Origin of the sequence: Flavobacterium zubiriense, assembly GCF_041729725.1 — a bacterium.
GTDB lineage: Bacteria > Bacteroidota > Bacteroidia > Flavobacteriales > Flavobacteriaceae > Flavobacterium > Flavobacterium zubiriense.
On record NZ_JBCFQL010000006.1, the window covers coordinates 82,766 to 98,385 of the forward strand.

Annotated in this window: 11 protein-coding genes, 1 other RNA gene and 1 pseudogene; 5 read left to right on the forward strand and 8 right to left on the reverse strand. The window is 33.6% G+C overall.

Annotated features, from left to right (window positions below):
* Nucleotides 1-46: 46 nt before the first annotated feature.
* From AAGV28_RS06810 to AAGV28_RS06835, 6 genes and pseudogenes are all read right to left on the reverse strand, one after another.
* Nucleotides 47-3,316, reverse strand: a complete 3,270-nt coding sequence (locus AAGV28_RS06810; protein WP_373406074.1) for a T9SS type B sorting domain-containing protein — start codon at nucleotides 3,314-3,316, stop codon at nucleotides 47-49.
* A 147-nt stretch (nucleotides 3,317-3,463) separates the two neighbouring features.
* On the reverse strand, nucleotides 3,464-3,715 hold the full coding sequence (locus AAGV28_RS06815; protein ID WP_373406210.1) for a pentapeptide repeat-containing protein: 252 nt from the start codon (nucleotides 3,713-3,715) through the stop codon (nucleotides 3,464-3,466).
* 195 nt (nucleotides 3,716-3,910) lie between these two features.
* Nucleotides 3,911-4,033: pseudogene (locus AAGV28_RS06820) on the reverse strand (pentapeptide repeat-containing protein); the annotation flags it as partial.
* Between the two features lie 102 nt (nucleotides 4,034-4,135).
* A complete protein-coding gene (locus AAGV28_RS06825; RefSeq protein WP_373406075.1) occupies nucleotides 4,136-5,758 on the reverse strand; it encodes a DUF4139 domain-containing protein in 1,623 nt (540 codons plus the stop codon).
* Between the two features lie 506 nt (nucleotides 5,759-6,264).
* On the reverse strand, nucleotides 6,265-7,305 hold the full coding sequence (locus AAGV28_RS06830) for a PLP-dependent cysteine synthase family protein (protein ID WP_373406076.1): 1,041 nt from the start codon (nucleotides 7,303-7,305) through the stop codon (nucleotides 6,265-6,267).
* 71 nt (nucleotides 7,306-7,376) lie between these two features.
* The gene (locus AAGV28_RS06835) at nucleotides 7,377-9,437 is read right to left on the reverse strand and encodes a S9 family peptidase (RefSeq protein WP_373406077.1); all 2,061 of its coding nucleotides are present in this window, start codon (nucleotides 9,435-9,437) and stop codon (nucleotides 7,377-7,379) included.
* Between the two features lie 146 nt (nucleotides 9,438-9,583).
* On the opposite strand from AAGV28_RS06835, the gene AAGV28_RS06840 reads away from it, so the two are divergent.
* The gene (locus tag AAGV28_RS06840; protein ID WP_373391698.1) at nucleotides 9,584-9,904 is read left to right on the forward strand and encodes a YbaB/EbfC family nucleoid-associated protein; all 321 of its coding nucleotides are present in this window, start codon (nucleotides 9,584-9,586) and stop codon (nucleotides 9,902-9,904) included.
* A 135-nt stretch (nucleotides 9,905-10,039) separates the two neighbouring features.
* Here AAGV28_RS06840 and AAGV28_RS06845 read toward each other — a convergent pair whose 3' ends face one another.
* The gene (locus AAGV28_RS06845; protein WP_373406078.1) at nucleotides 10,040-11,059 is read right to left on the reverse strand and encodes a threonine aldolase family protein; all 1,020 of its coding nucleotides are present in this window, start codon (nucleotides 11,057-11,059) and stop codon (nucleotides 10,040-10,042) included.
* An 84-nt stretch (nucleotides 11,060-11,143) separates the two neighbouring features.
* Between AAGV28_RS06845 and prfB the strand changes: the two genes are divergently transcribed.
* A protein-coding gene (gene prfB, locus AAGV28_RS06850; protein ID WP_373406079.1) for a peptide chain release factor 2 occupies nucleotides 11,144-12,242 on the forward strand; the annotation gives its coding sequence in 2 pieces (ribosomal slippage) (nucleotides 11,144-11,206 and nucleotides 11,208-12,242; 1,098 coding nt in all).
* Nucleotides 12,243-12,604: 362 nt separating this feature from the next.
* Here the strand turns inward: prfB and AAGV28_RS06855 are convergent.
* Nucleotides 12,605-13,678, reverse strand: a complete 1,074-nt coding sequence (locus AAGV28_RS06855; protein WP_373406080.1) for a glutaminyl-peptide cyclotransferase — start codon at nucleotides 13,676-13,678, stop codon at nucleotides 12,605-12,607.
* Nucleotides 13,679-13,766: 88 nt separating this feature from the next.
* Here AAGV28_RS06855 and ffs point away from each other — a divergent pair.
* The 3 genes from ffs to fsa all read left to right on the forward strand — a co-directional run bounded on the left by ffs (nucleotide 13,767) and on the right by fsa (nucleotide 15,590).
* An RNA gene (gene ffs / locus AAGV28_RS06860) (signal recognition particle sRNA small type) lies at nucleotides 13,767-13,864 on the forward strand.
* A 185-nt stretch (nucleotides 13,865-14,049) separates the two neighbouring features.
* Complete coding sequence (locus AAGV28_RS06865) at nucleotides 14,050-14,853, forward strand: SDR family oxidoreductase (RefSeq protein ID WP_373406081.1); 804 nt, start codon at nucleotides 14,050-14,052, stop codon at nucleotides 14,851-14,853.
* 80 nt (nucleotides 14,854-14,933) lie between these two features.
* Nucleotides 14,934-15,590: a fructose-6-phosphate aldolase gene (gene fsa, locus AAGV28_RS06870; RefSeq protein WP_373391935.1), complete on the forward strand. Its 657-nt coding sequence runs from the start codon at nucleotides 14,934-14,936 to the stop codon at nucleotides 15,588-15,590.
* Nucleotides 15,591-15,620 lie beyond the last annotated feature (30 nt).

The following is a 15,620-nucleotide window of genomic DNA, read 5'->3' on the forward strand; positions in this document are numbered from 1 at the left end:
AATAATTTTCGTTTACTATCGATATATCCATTTTTAAAATGCCATTTTATCTTTTTAATGTGAAATGTCCAGAAAAAAACTTTCCATCTCCAAAATCTATTTTAAACCAGTAATCACTTGTCTGCATTTCTTTTCCATTGTATAAACCGTCCCAACCTCCGCTGTTAGCGGTTAGCTGTTTTAATAACTTTCCATATCTATCAAAGATGAATATTTTAGAATTTGGAAATTTATTAATTCCCTTTATTTGCCAGTAGTCATTAAAACCATCACCATTTGGAGTAAAGAATTTTGGAAAATCTATAATTGTAACTTCTGAAGTGTCTTCTCCACAACCTTCTTTGTCTCTAACAGTAACCCTATAATTACCGCCTTCGATATTTGAAAAATAATTACTGTCTTTATAGTTTGTACCATCTATTGAATATTCAAAATTCCCATTACCAGAAGCTATTATTTCAATGTAATTATTGCCTAATTCTCCAATTTTCACTTCTTGGATTTGAGGTAAAGTAGAACGAATTAAATTAAATGAAAATGAATTTTCGCAAGATATTCCATTACTTATTTTTGAAACTCGGAGCGTATATTTTCCTGCTTCGAGTAGATTTGCGTTAAAAGAATTTGAAATTACAGTATTGCCTTCATACTTCCACTCCCAAGAATCAAAATTTGTATTAGTAGTAATAGATAAAGACGGTTCTAAATCACATAAGTAATAATTGTTTTCTAAATTAATTTGTGGCAACTCATTAACAATTAATTTAAAACTGGTTTCTGAATAACATAATGGATTCAATTGGTTTTCAACTTTTACATTAATAGTTTGAAGCCATGCAACTGCATTTTGATAATTTATTGGTAATGGACTTGGTAATTGATTTCCATTTTCATCAGAATAAGATACTGTTAGGCCTGTTTGATTGCCAGTTATTTGGCTTTCAATTATTGAAGTATCAAAATGAGAAAATCCGTTTCCTTCATTACAAGCATATAGATTTTGTGGCTGATTAATTTGTGGTTTAGATGATGTTACTAAATTTAACGTTGTTTCGGAATAACAATTGGTTTGTGAGTTAGTTACTCTAACGGTTAACTTTTCAAGATTTGCTGTAGTATTGGTATAAGGATTAGGCAATGGACTTGGTAGTTGATTGCCGTCACTATCAAAATAAGTTACTAGCATTCCAGTTTGATTTCCTAATACTGTATTTTGAATATTGGATGTGTCAAAATATTCCGAAATTCCATCGTTGTTGTCATCGCAACCAATTAAATCATTCAAAGTATTTACAATTGGTAGTGTACTTGCAATTAGTTTAAAAGTAGTTGTTGTAAAACAATCTGTATCAAGATTTTTTACTTTAATGGTTATAACTTCTACATCTTTAATTGTATTAGTAACTGAAACTAAATCGGAATTAGGTATTAGTTGTCCGTCTTCATGATACATTTCAATTTGTAAATTGGTTTGAGTTCCCACTATATCCAATTTAACTTGATTAAGATTAAATGTTGAATATCCGCTACTGGTGGTAGCACATACCTTTAAGTCTTCAACCATTGTTACATCCGGTAAAGGGTTTACAATTAGATCAAAAGTAGTTTCAGAATAACAGCATAAGTTATCTTTATGAGATACTCTAACTGTAATGGTTTCTCTATCTTTAATGGTGTTAGTAAAAGGATTTGGTAGTGAATTGTATCTATTCCCTTTCCCATCAATAAAAGTAACCACTTTGTCAATTTGTCCACCTAAAACTTGTTGGGTAATCGTCGAAGTATCAAAAGAGCTTGAAAAACCTGTGTTAAAATTATCTTCACAACTGTATATGTTGTCGATTCCGTATGCTTTTGGAGGTTCTTTTACATCAATTGTTTCGCTTAAATTTTCTATGGTACCGTCTTTAGCGGTAACAGTTGCAGTAATAGTATAGGTGCCATCGTTTGAAAAATCATGATATGGTGAAAAATCATTAGAAGTATTAGCAATTCCTGAAGAGGGATCACCAAAATCCCAGACTACTGATGCAATTTTTGTTTCATCATCGATACTGAATTCTTTCAAAAAATCAGAGCAATTATTAGTGTAATTCATTTCGAAATGATTAGAAACATTATTTACATTTCCGGTTACGTTGACGTAAAAATTGGCATTTGGTATTCCAGCATCAGCTGTAGAGAAATATTCATTATGTCCAATACTAGGTGAACGACTACAGCCTTTAAACCAAGAAATACCATTGTCTTGTGTTGATCCAGCTATGAAGGCAGCTGTTGATCCACCACCTAATACAGGGTTACTACCTTTTTGAACTTCAACTAGTATTTTTTCTACACCTGCGGGTATAATAATTGGTGTGTTAAAATCCATTTGAATTATTTGAGATTCATGACCTATGCTTGGAGGAAGATCATAGGTTTGGCTACTACCAATTAAATTTGCTTCCGAAAAAGAAGCTGGGAAGTTATTATCAATTTTATAAATATTAAAACTAACGGTGGCACCCCATGCTGTATTATTAACCCCAACCTGTCCAGAAGTTACTACATATTCTTCATTAGGAGATATGCCAAAATCTTTTAAGTTAAAATCTCTAGCCCAATAATATGTAGTTCCATAACAGGCATACATATCTGTTCTTATTAGATCATCGCATACGTTATGAGAGATACGGGTTATTGATCCAGAACTTTTTACATTGGATACATCCCCAGAAACATTGATATAAAAATTGGCATTGGGTACGGGTATATCTAAATCTGTTGTTCGAGTTAATAGTTTGTCTGGATTACAACCTACATACCAAGAATCTCCACTGTCTTCTTGTGTGCCCGCAACAAAAACTGCTGACTGAGTATAATTGGTGTAGTCTATTCCTTTACCAACTAATACTATAATTTTTTCAACACCTGCAGGAACAATGATGGGACTATCAAAGTCCAATTGCATAATTTCTGGATTACCATCTATGAATTTAGTAGATTTGACTCCCCGAGTTCCTAGTAATGGCTTTTCAAAATAAGAATTATACGTGTCTGGAAATTTTTCATCATATATATATACCGAAAAATATAAGTTTGCACCAATGTCAGATTTTGCAATCCCAATTTGTCCAGATTTAATAATGAATTGTTCATTTGGAGCTATACCAAAATCAGATAATTTAAATACTCTACCCCAATTTTCATCTTCTAGACAAGAGTACATATCAGTCTTAATAAGATTTGTTCCTATGTTGTTTGTTAGAGTGATTTGGGCATCTATTTGTAGAAAGAATAGAAGAAATAGAAGTAAAGCTATTTTTTTTAGCATATTTTATAGTCTGATTATTGTTTCTTCAAATATATTAAAATATTCTTACAAAATTTATTTTGAAAATAAATGTTTCAACGATAAAACCCTGTCAGAGTTTTAAACTCTGACAGGGTTATTAATAGTATACAGATGTAAAATAAAAAACTATTCCACAATAATATTATGCTTATAGAGCAAACCTTTTAACCCTTCGAGCGCAAACTGTGCTTTCTTTAGTTTAGTTTTTGAAGGATCGATGGTGTAGTTGTAGCTGCTTCTAAAATCAACTTTGTTAGCGATGGCTTTTTCAAATTCGGAGCGGTACAAATCGCAGTTGTTGAATTGTACACCCGTTAAATCAGTAGCCATAAAATCGACGGCAACAAGGCTGGAATTAGTAAAAGTAGTGCCTTTCATTTTTAGGGCATAGAATTTTGAGAAATCCAGTGCACAATTTTTAAAGTGAATCTCGAAGATGAGTTTGTCACTCATAGAGAAATTGACCTCTTTGATTTGGCACTCATTAAAAAATACGGTTCTAAATGCGGTATGATTGATTTTGGAAGTATTGAAATTACAATTATTGAATTGGCAATCGATAAAAGTGACGCCTATAAAATTGCATTCCGAAAAATCACAATTGGTAAATGTGCAGCTTTCAAATTCTTTGAGGTTGAGTGTTTCCAGACCATAGCGGATGTTGTTGTAGTGTTGGTCAAAGAAGTACTCGGTCATTTTGTTAGGTTAGAGGTTAGAGGTTAGAGGTTGGAAGTTAGAAGTATGTAGGCAGATTTTAGAAAATGGTGTTTTGTATTCTAAAATCTGTCTTCTTACATCCTATAAATTACTTATATTTTTATCTTTTGGATATTTAACTTTATAACTAATCCTGATTTTTTTGGTTTCATTTGATGAGAGTTTTAAATTCCAATTAAGTATTCCTGTTTCTTGATTCACTTTTGCTTTTCCGCTGTCTATAAGTTCTACTATAGTTTCTTTGTCGGTACTCAATGGATACTGGTCTTGAAGCGTTATTTCAATATCTTCTTTTTTATTGTTTTTTACCGTTATTTCATAGGTAAAAGTTTGTTCTTTGTAGGAAGACAGGAATTTTGTCCCAGATTTATCAGCTATTTTTTCGTGTGTAATAGCTATTTTTTTATCTCGTCCCATACTTAATTTCAGTGTATCGGCGGTTTGGTTTGGGTTAATAGTTGTTTTACCAACATACATGCCTTCAAAAATGATATTGGCTTCACCATGTAATAAATTATATTTAGAGTAATCATTAATTTCGGCTAATAAAAAGGCGTCTTTATCTGCTTTTGGTGCTGTGTAATACTTGTAAGTAGTTGGAATTTTTATCTCTTTTAATGCTACACTATGTGCTTTCCAATTGGATAATATGTCATAAGGAATGTCAATATCAAAAGAAACATTGAGTTGGTTTTCATTAATTGCGGTGTATGTTGAAATGCTAGAGTTGGATATAGCATCCATTTTTTTCTCTTTAGTTGCTGTGACAACAGTTTCCTGTAGCATTTCAGTTTTTGGACCTGAACCAGCGGGTGCTACTTTAATATAGTCATCATCATATCTTAAAAACCAAGGTTGTAGCTGAGGAGCCTGATTATTTTGATTTGGGTTTCCACTTGATAAAGTCAGTTTTACTTTTTTCCAGTCCATCCCTGAATTTTGGAACACCTGAGCTTTATACATCATATTAATTGGGTTTTTGATACTTTGGGCACGCAGGTCATAAAAGGGTTTCCATGTTGCTGAATTAGTGATGTAGCTTATGTCTAAAGGGACAATTCCTGCTACATCATTCATTACTTGCAGGATTAGCTTTCCTGATGAAGATTTTTCTTCATTTTTAGTATTGAACTCTAATTTATTATTTAATGCAGTTAGTTTTTTATCCCAAATGGTTTCTTTTTCTCTTAATTCGGCAAGAGTCATATCAAGTTCTGTTCTTTTGGTCTTATAATAATCTACAAGTTTCATTAACTCGGCAACATTCAAACCTGTATTAGCTCCCGATACATTTTGATTACCATCCAATAATAAAATTGCCTGGCTATTTGCAAGGGTTTGAATTCGGATTTTATTGATTTCTTTTTTTACCAAATTAATGCTGTCAGTCACTTTCTTAATTATTGGATTGCTTTTGTCTATTTCAAATTCAGAGATGTAATTATTAGTAAACTGAACTGATAAAATAGTAACTGAACTCGGTGCAGTAATTTGAATCGTATTTTGATTTAAATGATTTGCAATGTTTTTGATGACAATTTCACTTGATCCAGCAGGAAGATTTATTGATGTACTTTGTGTAAGTTCGGCTGCATTAAAATAAACTGTGGCAGCTTTGATTTTAGCAGCAGTAAAAATAGGTTTTTGGGCAAATGCTGTTGCAGAAACAAATAATGCGAGGAGTATTAGTGAAGTGTTTTTCATCTAAATTAGATTTGGGATAAATTCTCAAGCGTAAATGTAATTAAAAAACTAAAATAGAAACTACTAACAAATTAGTTTTATAAATTTCCAAAACACATCGAGTACATATTGTTTATTGCGAGAAGATGATTTAAAAGTGCTTTAGGGCGGTCTACAGCTTTATGTTTTTTCCAAAATTAAGCAAACAGTTTTCTAACCATTTGTAATTTGATGAATATTTTTGGGTGATAACTAGATGTTCCTTCGTCTTTTTTGGTCAAATCACATGAGGAATCTCTAATTTTTCAACTACAAAATCTATCAGACAAGCTGAATGATTCTCTGGAATCAAAACATTTAAATCTAATGAAAAAAGTGTTTGTAAATGTACAGAATGGGATTTAAAAATTGCTTGTACAGTCGGTATTTCTATTTCTTAGAAATATAAAATATTTGGAGTAATTTTAAAAAAAAAAACTGCCCGAAAATTACTTTTCGGACAGCCTTATTTTTCGATTATAGAAAATTTATTTTATCATTTCAATTTTTTGTACTTCTTCTTCATTGATGCTATCAAAGAATCCTTGTTCATTCATCCAGTCATCGCTGAAAACTTTGCTCATATAGCGAGAACCGTGATCTGGAAAAATAGCAATTACATTACTATTAGCGTCAAATTCTCCTTCTTCTGCATATTGTCTTATTGCTTGCAAAACAGCTCCTGAAGTGTAACCTACAAATAAACCTTCTTTTCGGGTTATTTCTCTTGCTGCATGTGCACTTTCCTCGTCGGTTACTTTCATGAATTTATCAATCACATCAAAATCAGTAGCCGATGGAATCAAGTTTTTACCTAAACCTTCAATTCTGTATGGATAAATTTCCTCAGTATCAAATTCTCTTGTTTCGTGGTATTTTTTCAATACTGAACCAAAAGCGTCCACACCCAGAACTTTAATATTTGGATTTTGCTCTTTTAAAAACTTAGCCGTTCCTGAGATTGTTCCTCCAGTTCCACTACAGGCAACAAGATGTGTAATTTTACCATTAGTTTGTTTCCAAATTTCCGGACCAGTGGTGTTGTAATGTGCATCAATATTCAATTGGTTAAAATATTGATTAATATAAACGGATCCTTTTGTTTCTTCATGCAATCTCTTAGCAACACTATAGTAAGAACGCTCATCATCAGCAGAAACGTGTGCTGGACACACATACACTTTCGCACCTAAACTGCGAAGCATGTCTATTTTATCTTTGGATGATTTTGAACTTACCGCTAGTATGCAACTGTAGCCTTTTATGATGCTTACCATAGCCAAACTAAAACCAGTATTACCTGATGTAGTTTCTATAATGGTGTCACCTGGAGATAATATACCTTTTTTTTCTGCTTCTTCAATAATGTATAAAGCGATCCTATCTTTTGAGGAATGTCCCGGGTTAAAAGCTTCTACCTTAGCATAGAAATTACCTTCTAAATGTTCGGTTACTTTGTTTATCTTGATAAGAGGTGTGTTTCCTATCAGTTCTAAAACATTATTATAAGCATTTATTTCTTCTTTCATAAAAAAATAGTTAATCAAGATTAAGTTTTATTTAACCTGGATACGCAGCAAATTTAACAAAAAAAAACTAATTACTTTTTAATTTTTTCCAAATCTAGTAAAAAACTAAATTCTTTAGCTAATTCTTTTAGTGCTTCAAACCTTCCAGATGCTCCTCCATGACCTGCATCCATGTTTGTATCCAAATATAAAACGGCGTCATCTGTTTTATATTCTCTTAACTTAGCAACCCATTTAGCTGGTTCCCAATACTGTACTTGTGAATCATGCAATCCTGTAGAAACATACATATTAGGGTATTGTTGTTTTTTTACATTATCATAAGGCGAATACGAACGCATGTATTGATAATATTTTTTAACATTTGGATTTCCCCATTCGTCATATTCTCCAGTTGTTAATGGAATGGTATCGTCTAGCATTGTAGTTATTACATCCACAAAAGGAACCTGAGCTATAACTCCGTTATACAACTCTGGAGCTTCATTTATAATTACACCCATCAACAATCCGCCTGCCGAACCTCCTTCGGCATATAAATGTGCTGCTGAAGTGTATTTTCGATCAATCAAATATCTAGAACAATCAATAAAATCAGTAAAAGTATTTTTCTTTTGAAGCAATTTTCCGTCTTCATACCATTGTCTTCCTAAGTCTTCTCCTCCGCGAATATGTGCAATAGCATAAATAAATCCTCTATCTAATAATGACAAACGTGTTGATGAGAAATGCGCATCCATAGAATGTCCGTAAGATCCGTATGCATAAAGCAATAACGGATTTTTTCCGTCTTTCTTCAACTCTTTGCGGTACACCATCGAAATTGGAATTTTAGTTCCATCTTTGGCGGTAGCCCAAACTCTTTTTTCGGTATAATTATTTTTATCGAATTTTCCTCCTAAAACCTCTTGTTCTTTCTTAACGTCCTTTTCTTTGGTACGCATATTAAAATCAATCACCGATGATGGTGTTGCCATCGACTGGTAACTGTAACGCAAAATCTCGGTTTCAAAATCAACATTTGTCGATGTGTAAGCGGTGTAGGTTTCGCTTCCAAAAGGCAAGTAATATTCTTGACTTCCGTCCCAGGACATGATTCGAATTTTATTCAAACCGCCTGTTCGTTCTTCTAGAACTAAATAATTAGCAAATATTTCAATATCTTCTAATAAAACATCTTCGCGGTGTCCAATAATTTCCACCCAGTTTTCTGCCGAAGTAGTATCTTCATGGGTTTTCATCAATTTAAAATTCTCCGCATCATCTTTATTGGTTAGAATATAAAAGCTGTCTTTGTAATGATTAATGCTATATTCTACACCTCTTTTTCTTTTTTGGAAAATCTTAAATTTCCCATCAGGATTGTCGGCTTTCAAGATTCTATATTCGGTAGTTAACGTACTTCCCGATTCTATCGTTAAATATTTTCTGGATTTTGATTTGGATATATCAACACTAAAAGTATCGTCTTTTTCAAAATAAACCAATACGTCATCTTCTTGTTTTGTGCCTAGTTTGTGCTTGAAAATCTTATCCGAACGCAAGGTAACTTCGTCCTGACTCGAATAAAATATCGTTTTATTATCGTTAGCCCAAACTGCCGAACCCGTTACTTTATCAATTTTATCTTCAAGAACTTCACCCGTTTCTAAATTCTTAACCTGAATGTTATAAATACGCCTTCCAATAACGTCTGTACTAAAAACAGCCAAGGTATTATCAGGACTAATAGCCATTCCGCCTAGTTTGAAATACGGTTGACCTTCGGCCAAAACATTACAATCAAAAAGAATTTCTTCTGGTGCAGTAAGACTTCCTTTTTTTCGGGAATAAATGGGATAATTTTTGGCTGTTTCAAATCGGGTAATGTAATAATAGCCATTGTATAAATACGGAACCGACTCGTCTTGCTCTTTAATTCTCGCTTTCATTTCCTCAAATAGTGCTGCCTGGAAATCCTGCGTGTGAGCGGTCATTTGTTGGTAATAGTCATTTTCCTTGTTTAGATAATCAATAACTTCAGGATTTTCCCGGTCATTTAACCAAAAATAATTATCGATTCGTACCTCTCCAAACTTTTCTAATTCAGTAGGAATAATTTTAGCAACAGGCGGTTGTATTTTTTCTATCATTATAGTAATTCTGGCTGTTTTTTTTTAATAACCCGCACAAAAGTAAGCGAAACAAACTCTAGTACGAGCACCTTTTTCATGAATTTTAACATTGTTATCAGTGTAAAAATAGTAATTTCGTAAACTAATTATTAAAAAAAGTAAAAATGGATTTAATGGGAATGATGGGTAAATTAAAAGAAACCCAAAATAAAATTGAAGAAACAAAAAAACGTCTGGATACTGTTCTTGTTGACGAACAAAGTACAGATGGTTTATTGAAAGTAACAATTACTGCCAATAGAAAAATAAAATCCATCACTATTGCTGATGAATTATTAGAAGACAAAGAACAACTGGAAGATTACATCATTTTAGTAATTAATAAAGCCATCGAAAAAGCAACTAAGGTAAACGAAGCGGAACTGGATGCTGTTGCTAAAATGGATATGCCCATGATTCCTGGAATGGACAATCTTTTTAAGTAAAAAGTTAAGGGTTAAGTGTTAGGAGTTATAAGTTAAAAGCTGTGCGTTCTTCATTGTCTTGATTTCTCTTAACTCTTAACTTATAACTTTTTTCCATAACACTTAACACTTAACCCCTAACCCATAACTCTTAACTCATAACTTCGTTAAAGTTTCAATCACATAAGTATGCATTACTTCTCGATAATCTAAATGCGTTACCATGCGTAGTTTTCGATTACCAATGGCACTAATTGAGATATTTTTTTGTTTTAATTTTTCAATCAAAACTTCGTCTTTGTATTCTGGAACTAACGAAAAAATCAAAATATTGGTTTCTACAGGTTCTATTGTTGCTACCCAACTTTTTTTCTTCAATACATTGGCTAGTTCTTTAGCACGTCGGTGGTCTTCTGTTAATAATTTAATGTTGTTTTCCAAAGCATAAATCGCTCCTGCCGCCAGATAACCCGATTGTCGCATGGCGCCTCCCAATACTTTTCTGATTCGCAAAGCACGCTGAATGGTTTTTTTGTCGCCCAATAAAACTGATCCAACGGGCGCTCCCAATCCTTTTGAAAAACAAACTGAAATAGTATGAAATAGTTTTCCAAAATCTTTAGGACTTTGCCTTTTGGCAACCAAAGCATTCCAAATTCTGGCGCCATCTAAGTGTAATTTCAAATTGTTAGCCTCGCAAACCGCTTTTATTTTTTCTATTTCTTCTATTTCATAACAACCACCGCCTCCAACATTGGTTGTATTTTCCAAACAAACCAAACTCGTCAACGGACTGTGGTAAAAATCAGGTTTGTTAATCGCTCCAGCCACCTGATCGGCTGTAATCATGCCGCGGTTTCCTTCCAGCAAACAGCAGGAAACACCACTATTAAAAGAAACACCGCCTGCCTCAAAATGAAAAATATGCGAATATTTATCGGCAATTAATTGTTCGCCTGGTTGGGTGTGTAGTTTTATTGCCGTTTGATTAGCCATCGTCCCCGAAGGAAAAAATAAGCCCGCTTCCATTCCAAAAATAGCCGCCACTCGTTCTTCTAACTCCGTAACAGTTGGATCTTCTTTGTAAACATCATCACCCACTTCGGCATTAAACATATACTGAAGCATTTCGTAGGACGGTTTTGTTACCGTATCACTAACTAAATTTATTTGCATTTTTATATTTTTTATAGAGATACATTGACTGTAGCCCCTACGTGATTTTTTTTATTATTTTTGCGCAACAAAATTACATAATTTATGACAACTACCGAACAAATTAAAGGTATTGTGGAGCGCCTTGGTGCGTTGAGGAGGTATCTTTGACGTCGATGCTAAACTTATCGAAATTTCTAACGAAGAAGAAAAAACCTTTGCTCCAGATTTTTGGAACAACGCCAAAGAAGCGGAACTTATTGTAAAGAATCTTCGAAACAAAAAAAAGTGGATTGAAGACTATAACAAAGCCATTGAATTAGCAGACGAATTACAACTCGCCTACGAATTTTACAAGGAAGGCGAACTCACGTCAGAAGAATTGGACGAACAACGCCAACTCACTGAAAACCATATTGAAAGCATCGAATTTAAAAACATGCTTTCGGATGAAGGAGATACCTTAAGTGCTGTTTTGCAAATTACAGCGGGTGCAGGTGGAACCGAAAGTTGCGATTGGGCTTCGATGTTGATGCGTATGTACATGATGTGGGGCGAAAAATACGGTTTCAAAATCAAAGAGCTCAACTATCAGGAAGGCGATGTTGCGGGAATTAAAACCGTAACACTAGAGTTTGAAGGCGATTATTCTTTTGGCTATCTTAAAGGGGAGAATGGTGTGCATCGATTGGTGCGTATTTCTCCATTTGACAGTAATGCAAAACGTCATACCTCATTTGCTTCCGTTTACGTATATCCATTGGTGGATGATAGTATCGAAATTGACATTAATCCTGCCGATATCGAAATTACCACCTCACGCTCTAGTGGTGCCGGAGGACAGAACGTAAATAAGGTAGAGACTAAAGTGCAGCTGTATCATAAACCAACAGGGATCCAGATTCAGTGTTCTGAAACCCGTTCGCAACAAGACAACAGACAGCGTGCCATGCAAATGCTTCGCTCTCAATTGTACGAAATCGAATTGAAAAAGAAACAAGCACAACGTGCCGATATCGAAGCCGGAAAAATGAAAATAGAATGGGGTTCGCAAATCCGAAATTACGTGATGCAACCTTATAAATTAGTCAAAGATGTTCGTACCGGTTATGAAACCAGTAACGTAGATGGCGTGATGAACGGTGAAATCGACGAATTCCTGAAAGCCTATCTGATGATGATGGGGCAGAAAGAAGAAGAGTAGGTGGCGGTGTCCAGAATGCAGAATTTAGTTTTTTTATTAAGAGGCTGTCCGAAAAAGCAGCCTCTTTTTTTTAAAAAATTTCCAAAAATACATCGAGTACTTATTAGTTTATCGAGAAAAGATGATTAAAACGGCTTTGGGGTAGTTTATAATTCTCTGATTTTGTTCAAAAATAGGTAAACGGATTTTTGCTATTCATTTGGCAAAATTATAGGTAATGCAACCAAATTAAATTCGATATTGATTTTGGCTAAAGTCAATAAACATGGCTTTTAAAAAATCTTTGCACAAAGCCAAAGTACAATTGAACTCAAAAGTATAAAGTTGATTATAACGGTAATTTTAATGATTAATAAGCTATGTTATTCAGAAATTTTAATTTCAAACATTTTATCCCAGTTTTTTCCAGTTACAAAAAAGGTTTTGGTTTTTGGATTGTAAGCAATTCCATTTAAAACGTCTTGTGGGGTTACTTTAACTAATTTTCTCAAACCAGACATATCAATAATTCCTTCTACAGCACCGTTTGTGGAGTTGATTACAGCTATAGCATCTTTTTCAAAAATGTTAGCGTAGAATTTACCATCAACAAACTCTAATTCGTTAACAGATTTAATTTTAGAATTTCCTGAATACACATTAATGTAGTCAATCATTTGTTGGGTTTCAGGATTCATTTTCCAGATTTTTTCTGTTCCATCCGATTGGTAGATGTGTTTTCCGTCATTAGTCATTCCCCAGCCTTCAATGTCTTTGTCGTAAGCAAAAGTTTTCTCCAGTTTTAATGTTTCTGCATTATAAATAAAACCTGTTTTTTCTCGCCATGTCAATTGAAAAACTTTTCCGTTGACAAAAGTGATTCCTTCACCAAAATACTTATCCTTTTCTAAATCAATTTGTTTGAAAATTTTTCCTGTTTTGTAATCGTATTTTCTTAAAAAAGATTTATAAACATCCCCTGAACTGGAGGTTCCAGAGCCTGTACTTTCATATAAAGTGTCTTTGTAAAATTCAAGACCTTCAGTAAAAGCATTTACATCATGAGGATAAGTATTGACAATAGTGTATTTTAACAATTTAGGAGTTACATTAGAAACAACTTCAATTCTGGTAGTGGTTTCGGCATTTTCGCCTTCAAAATAAACTAAAGCCTTGATGTTTTGGTAGCCTAATTTTTGACCTTTTAATTCGAAAGAAAGCTTTTCATGTCCTTTTACGGTTTTAACTTTGGTATCATTAACATAGTACACAATACTATCAACTTGTTTGGATTTTGGGTTTAAAATAGTCAAGTCAAGCGTTTCTTGTGGCTGATATAGTGCCGAAATTTTAGAAGAATCAAAATTAAATATAGTATTTTCTCTATTTTTTGTATCTCCACAATTAGAAAGTAGTGTTGCTAATAAAATGAAAGATAGTAAGTTATGTTTTTTCATGTTGTAAATTTTAAAAGCTCTAATATACAATGTTATTTTAAGCATACAAAAGGGCTTGCAAAAATATAAAAAGATTGTATATTTGCACCGGCAAGTCCTACACGACCAGCTCCTGCAGACTCCCCCAGGATGGGAACATAGCAAGGGTACGTGGTTGAGCGGTGCGATGTAGGTCGCTTGCCATTTTTTTTAATCTGTTCGCCGCGGCGAATCAGATTCTTTTTCAGAATTAAAACAAAAGTAGTCTTCCTTCGGGAGGATTTTTTTATTTTTGCCCTTTTGGGATGTGTAAGAGTTGGAAGTTAGGAGTTAGGTGTATGCACATAACCCATAACCCATAACCCATAACCCATAACTTTTAACTTAAAAAAATGAGCAAAGTTGTATTAATTACTGGAGGTTCTTCGGGAATAGGAAAATCTATTGGAGAATTTTTACACCATAAAGGTTTTATTGTTTATGGAACCAGTAGAAATCCGCAAACTATTTTGAATTCGGTTTTTCCTCTGGTGACTTTAGATGTTCGAAATGTAGAAAGCATTCAGGCTGCTGTTGCTCAAATAATTGCTACAACGGGAAGAATTGATGTAGTGATTAACAATGCAGGAGTGGGGATTACAGGTCCTTTGGAAGAAATTCCAACTTCAGAAATCAAAAATAATTTCGAGACTAACTTTTTCGGACCTATTGAGGTTATGAAAGCGGTGTTGCCACAAATGCGCCAACAAAAATCAGGATTAATTATCAATGTTACTTCCATTGCGGGATACATGGGGTTGCCGTATAGAAGCGTTTATTCGGCATCGAAAGGTGCTTTAGAGTTAATTACTGAAGGTTTGAACATGGAAGTAAAATCTTTCGGAATCAATATTACCAATGTCGCACCGGGTGATTTTGCTACTAATATTGCTTCGGGACGTTTTCATGCCCCTTTGATAAAAGGTTCGGCTTACGAAGCTCCATACGGAATGACATTGAAAATGATGGATCAACATGTAGATACTGGAAGCAACCCAGATGATATGGCTGTAGCAGTTTATAATGTCATTCAGTCCAAGAATCCTAAAATTCATTACAAGGTAGGTGCGTTTATGCAAAAATTTTCTATTGTGTTAAAACGCATATTACCAGATAAAATTTATGAAAAAATGCTGATGAATCATTATAAATTGTAAATTTGCAAGCATTGAATAAATTTTAAGTGTTGAATAAACACTTTTTAAGAATAATCTAAAAACAATTAAATATATAAATTATGAAATTTTTTATTGACACGGCTAATTTAGCTCAAATTAAAGAAGCACAATCTTTAGGTGTATTAGATGGTGTAACTACTAACCCATCTTTAATGGCTAAAGAAGGAATCACAGGAAAAGATAACATCTTGAAACATTATGTTGACATTTGTAATCTTGTTGATGGTGATGTAAGTGCTGAGGTAAATGCTTTGGACTTTGAAGGAATGGTAAGAGAAGGTGAAGAATTAGCTGAATTACACGAGCAAATCGTAGTTAAATTGCCTATGACTAAAGAAGGTGTTCAGGCTGCTAAATATTTTTCTGACAAAGGAATCAAAACTAACGTAACTTTAGTTTTTTCAGCAGGTCAGGCTTTATTGGCTGCTAAAGCGGGTGCTACTTATGTTTCTCCATTCTTAGGAAGATTAGATGACGTTTCTACTGATGGATTGAACTTGATTCAGGAAATTAGAGATATCTATGATAACTACGGTTACGAAACTCAAATTCTTGCAGCTTCTATTCGTCACACAATGCATATTGTAAACTGTGCTAAAATTGGTGCAGATGTTATGACAGGACCACTTTCTGCAATTTATGGTTTGTTGAAACACCCATTAACTGATATTGGATTAGCTCAATTTATTGCTGATTTCGAAAAAGGAAACAAGTAATATTTTACTTTTGTCCCAATAAAAAAGTCC

Coding starts and splice junctions, on each gene's coding strand:
- AAGV28_RS06835 (WP_373406077.1), bottom strand. CDS start 9,437: ATGATAGAAAAAATACAACCGCCTGTTGCTAAAATTATTCCTACTGAA.
- AAGV28_RS06810 (WP_373406074.1), bottom strand. CDS start 3,316: ATGCTAAAAAAAATAGCTTTACTTCTATTTCTTCTATTCTTTCTACAA.
- fsa (WP_373391935.1), top strand. CDS start 14,934: ATGAAATTTTTTATTGACACGGCTAATTTAGCTCAAATTAAAGAAGCA.
- AAGV28_RS06815 (WP_373406210.1), bottom strand. CDS start 3,715: ATGAAAGGCACTACTTTTACTAATTCCAGCCTTGTTGCCGTCGATTTT.
- AAGV28_RS06825 (WP_373406075.1), bottom strand. CDS start 5,758: ATGAAAAACACTTCACTAATACTCCTCGCATTATTTGTTTCTGCAACA.
- AAGV28_RS06840 (WP_373391698.1), top strand. CDS start 9,584: ATGGATTTAATGGGAATGATGGGTAAATTAAAAGAAACCCAAAATAAA.
- AAGV28_RS06845 (WP_373406078.1), bottom strand. CDS start 11,059: ATGCAAATAAATTTAGTTAGTGATACGGTAACAAAACCGTCCTACGAA.
- AAGV28_RS06865 (WP_373406081.1), top strand. CDS start 14,050: ATGAGCAAAGTTGTATTAATTACTGGAGGTTCTTCGGGAATAGGAAAA.
- AAGV28_RS06830 (WP_373406076.1), bottom strand. CDS start 7,305: ATGAAAGAAGAAATAAATGCTTATAATAATGTTTTAGAACTGATAGGA.
- AAGV28_RS06855 (WP_373406080.1), bottom strand. CDS start 13,678: ATGAAAAAACATAACTTACTATCTTTCATTTTATTAGCAACACTACTT.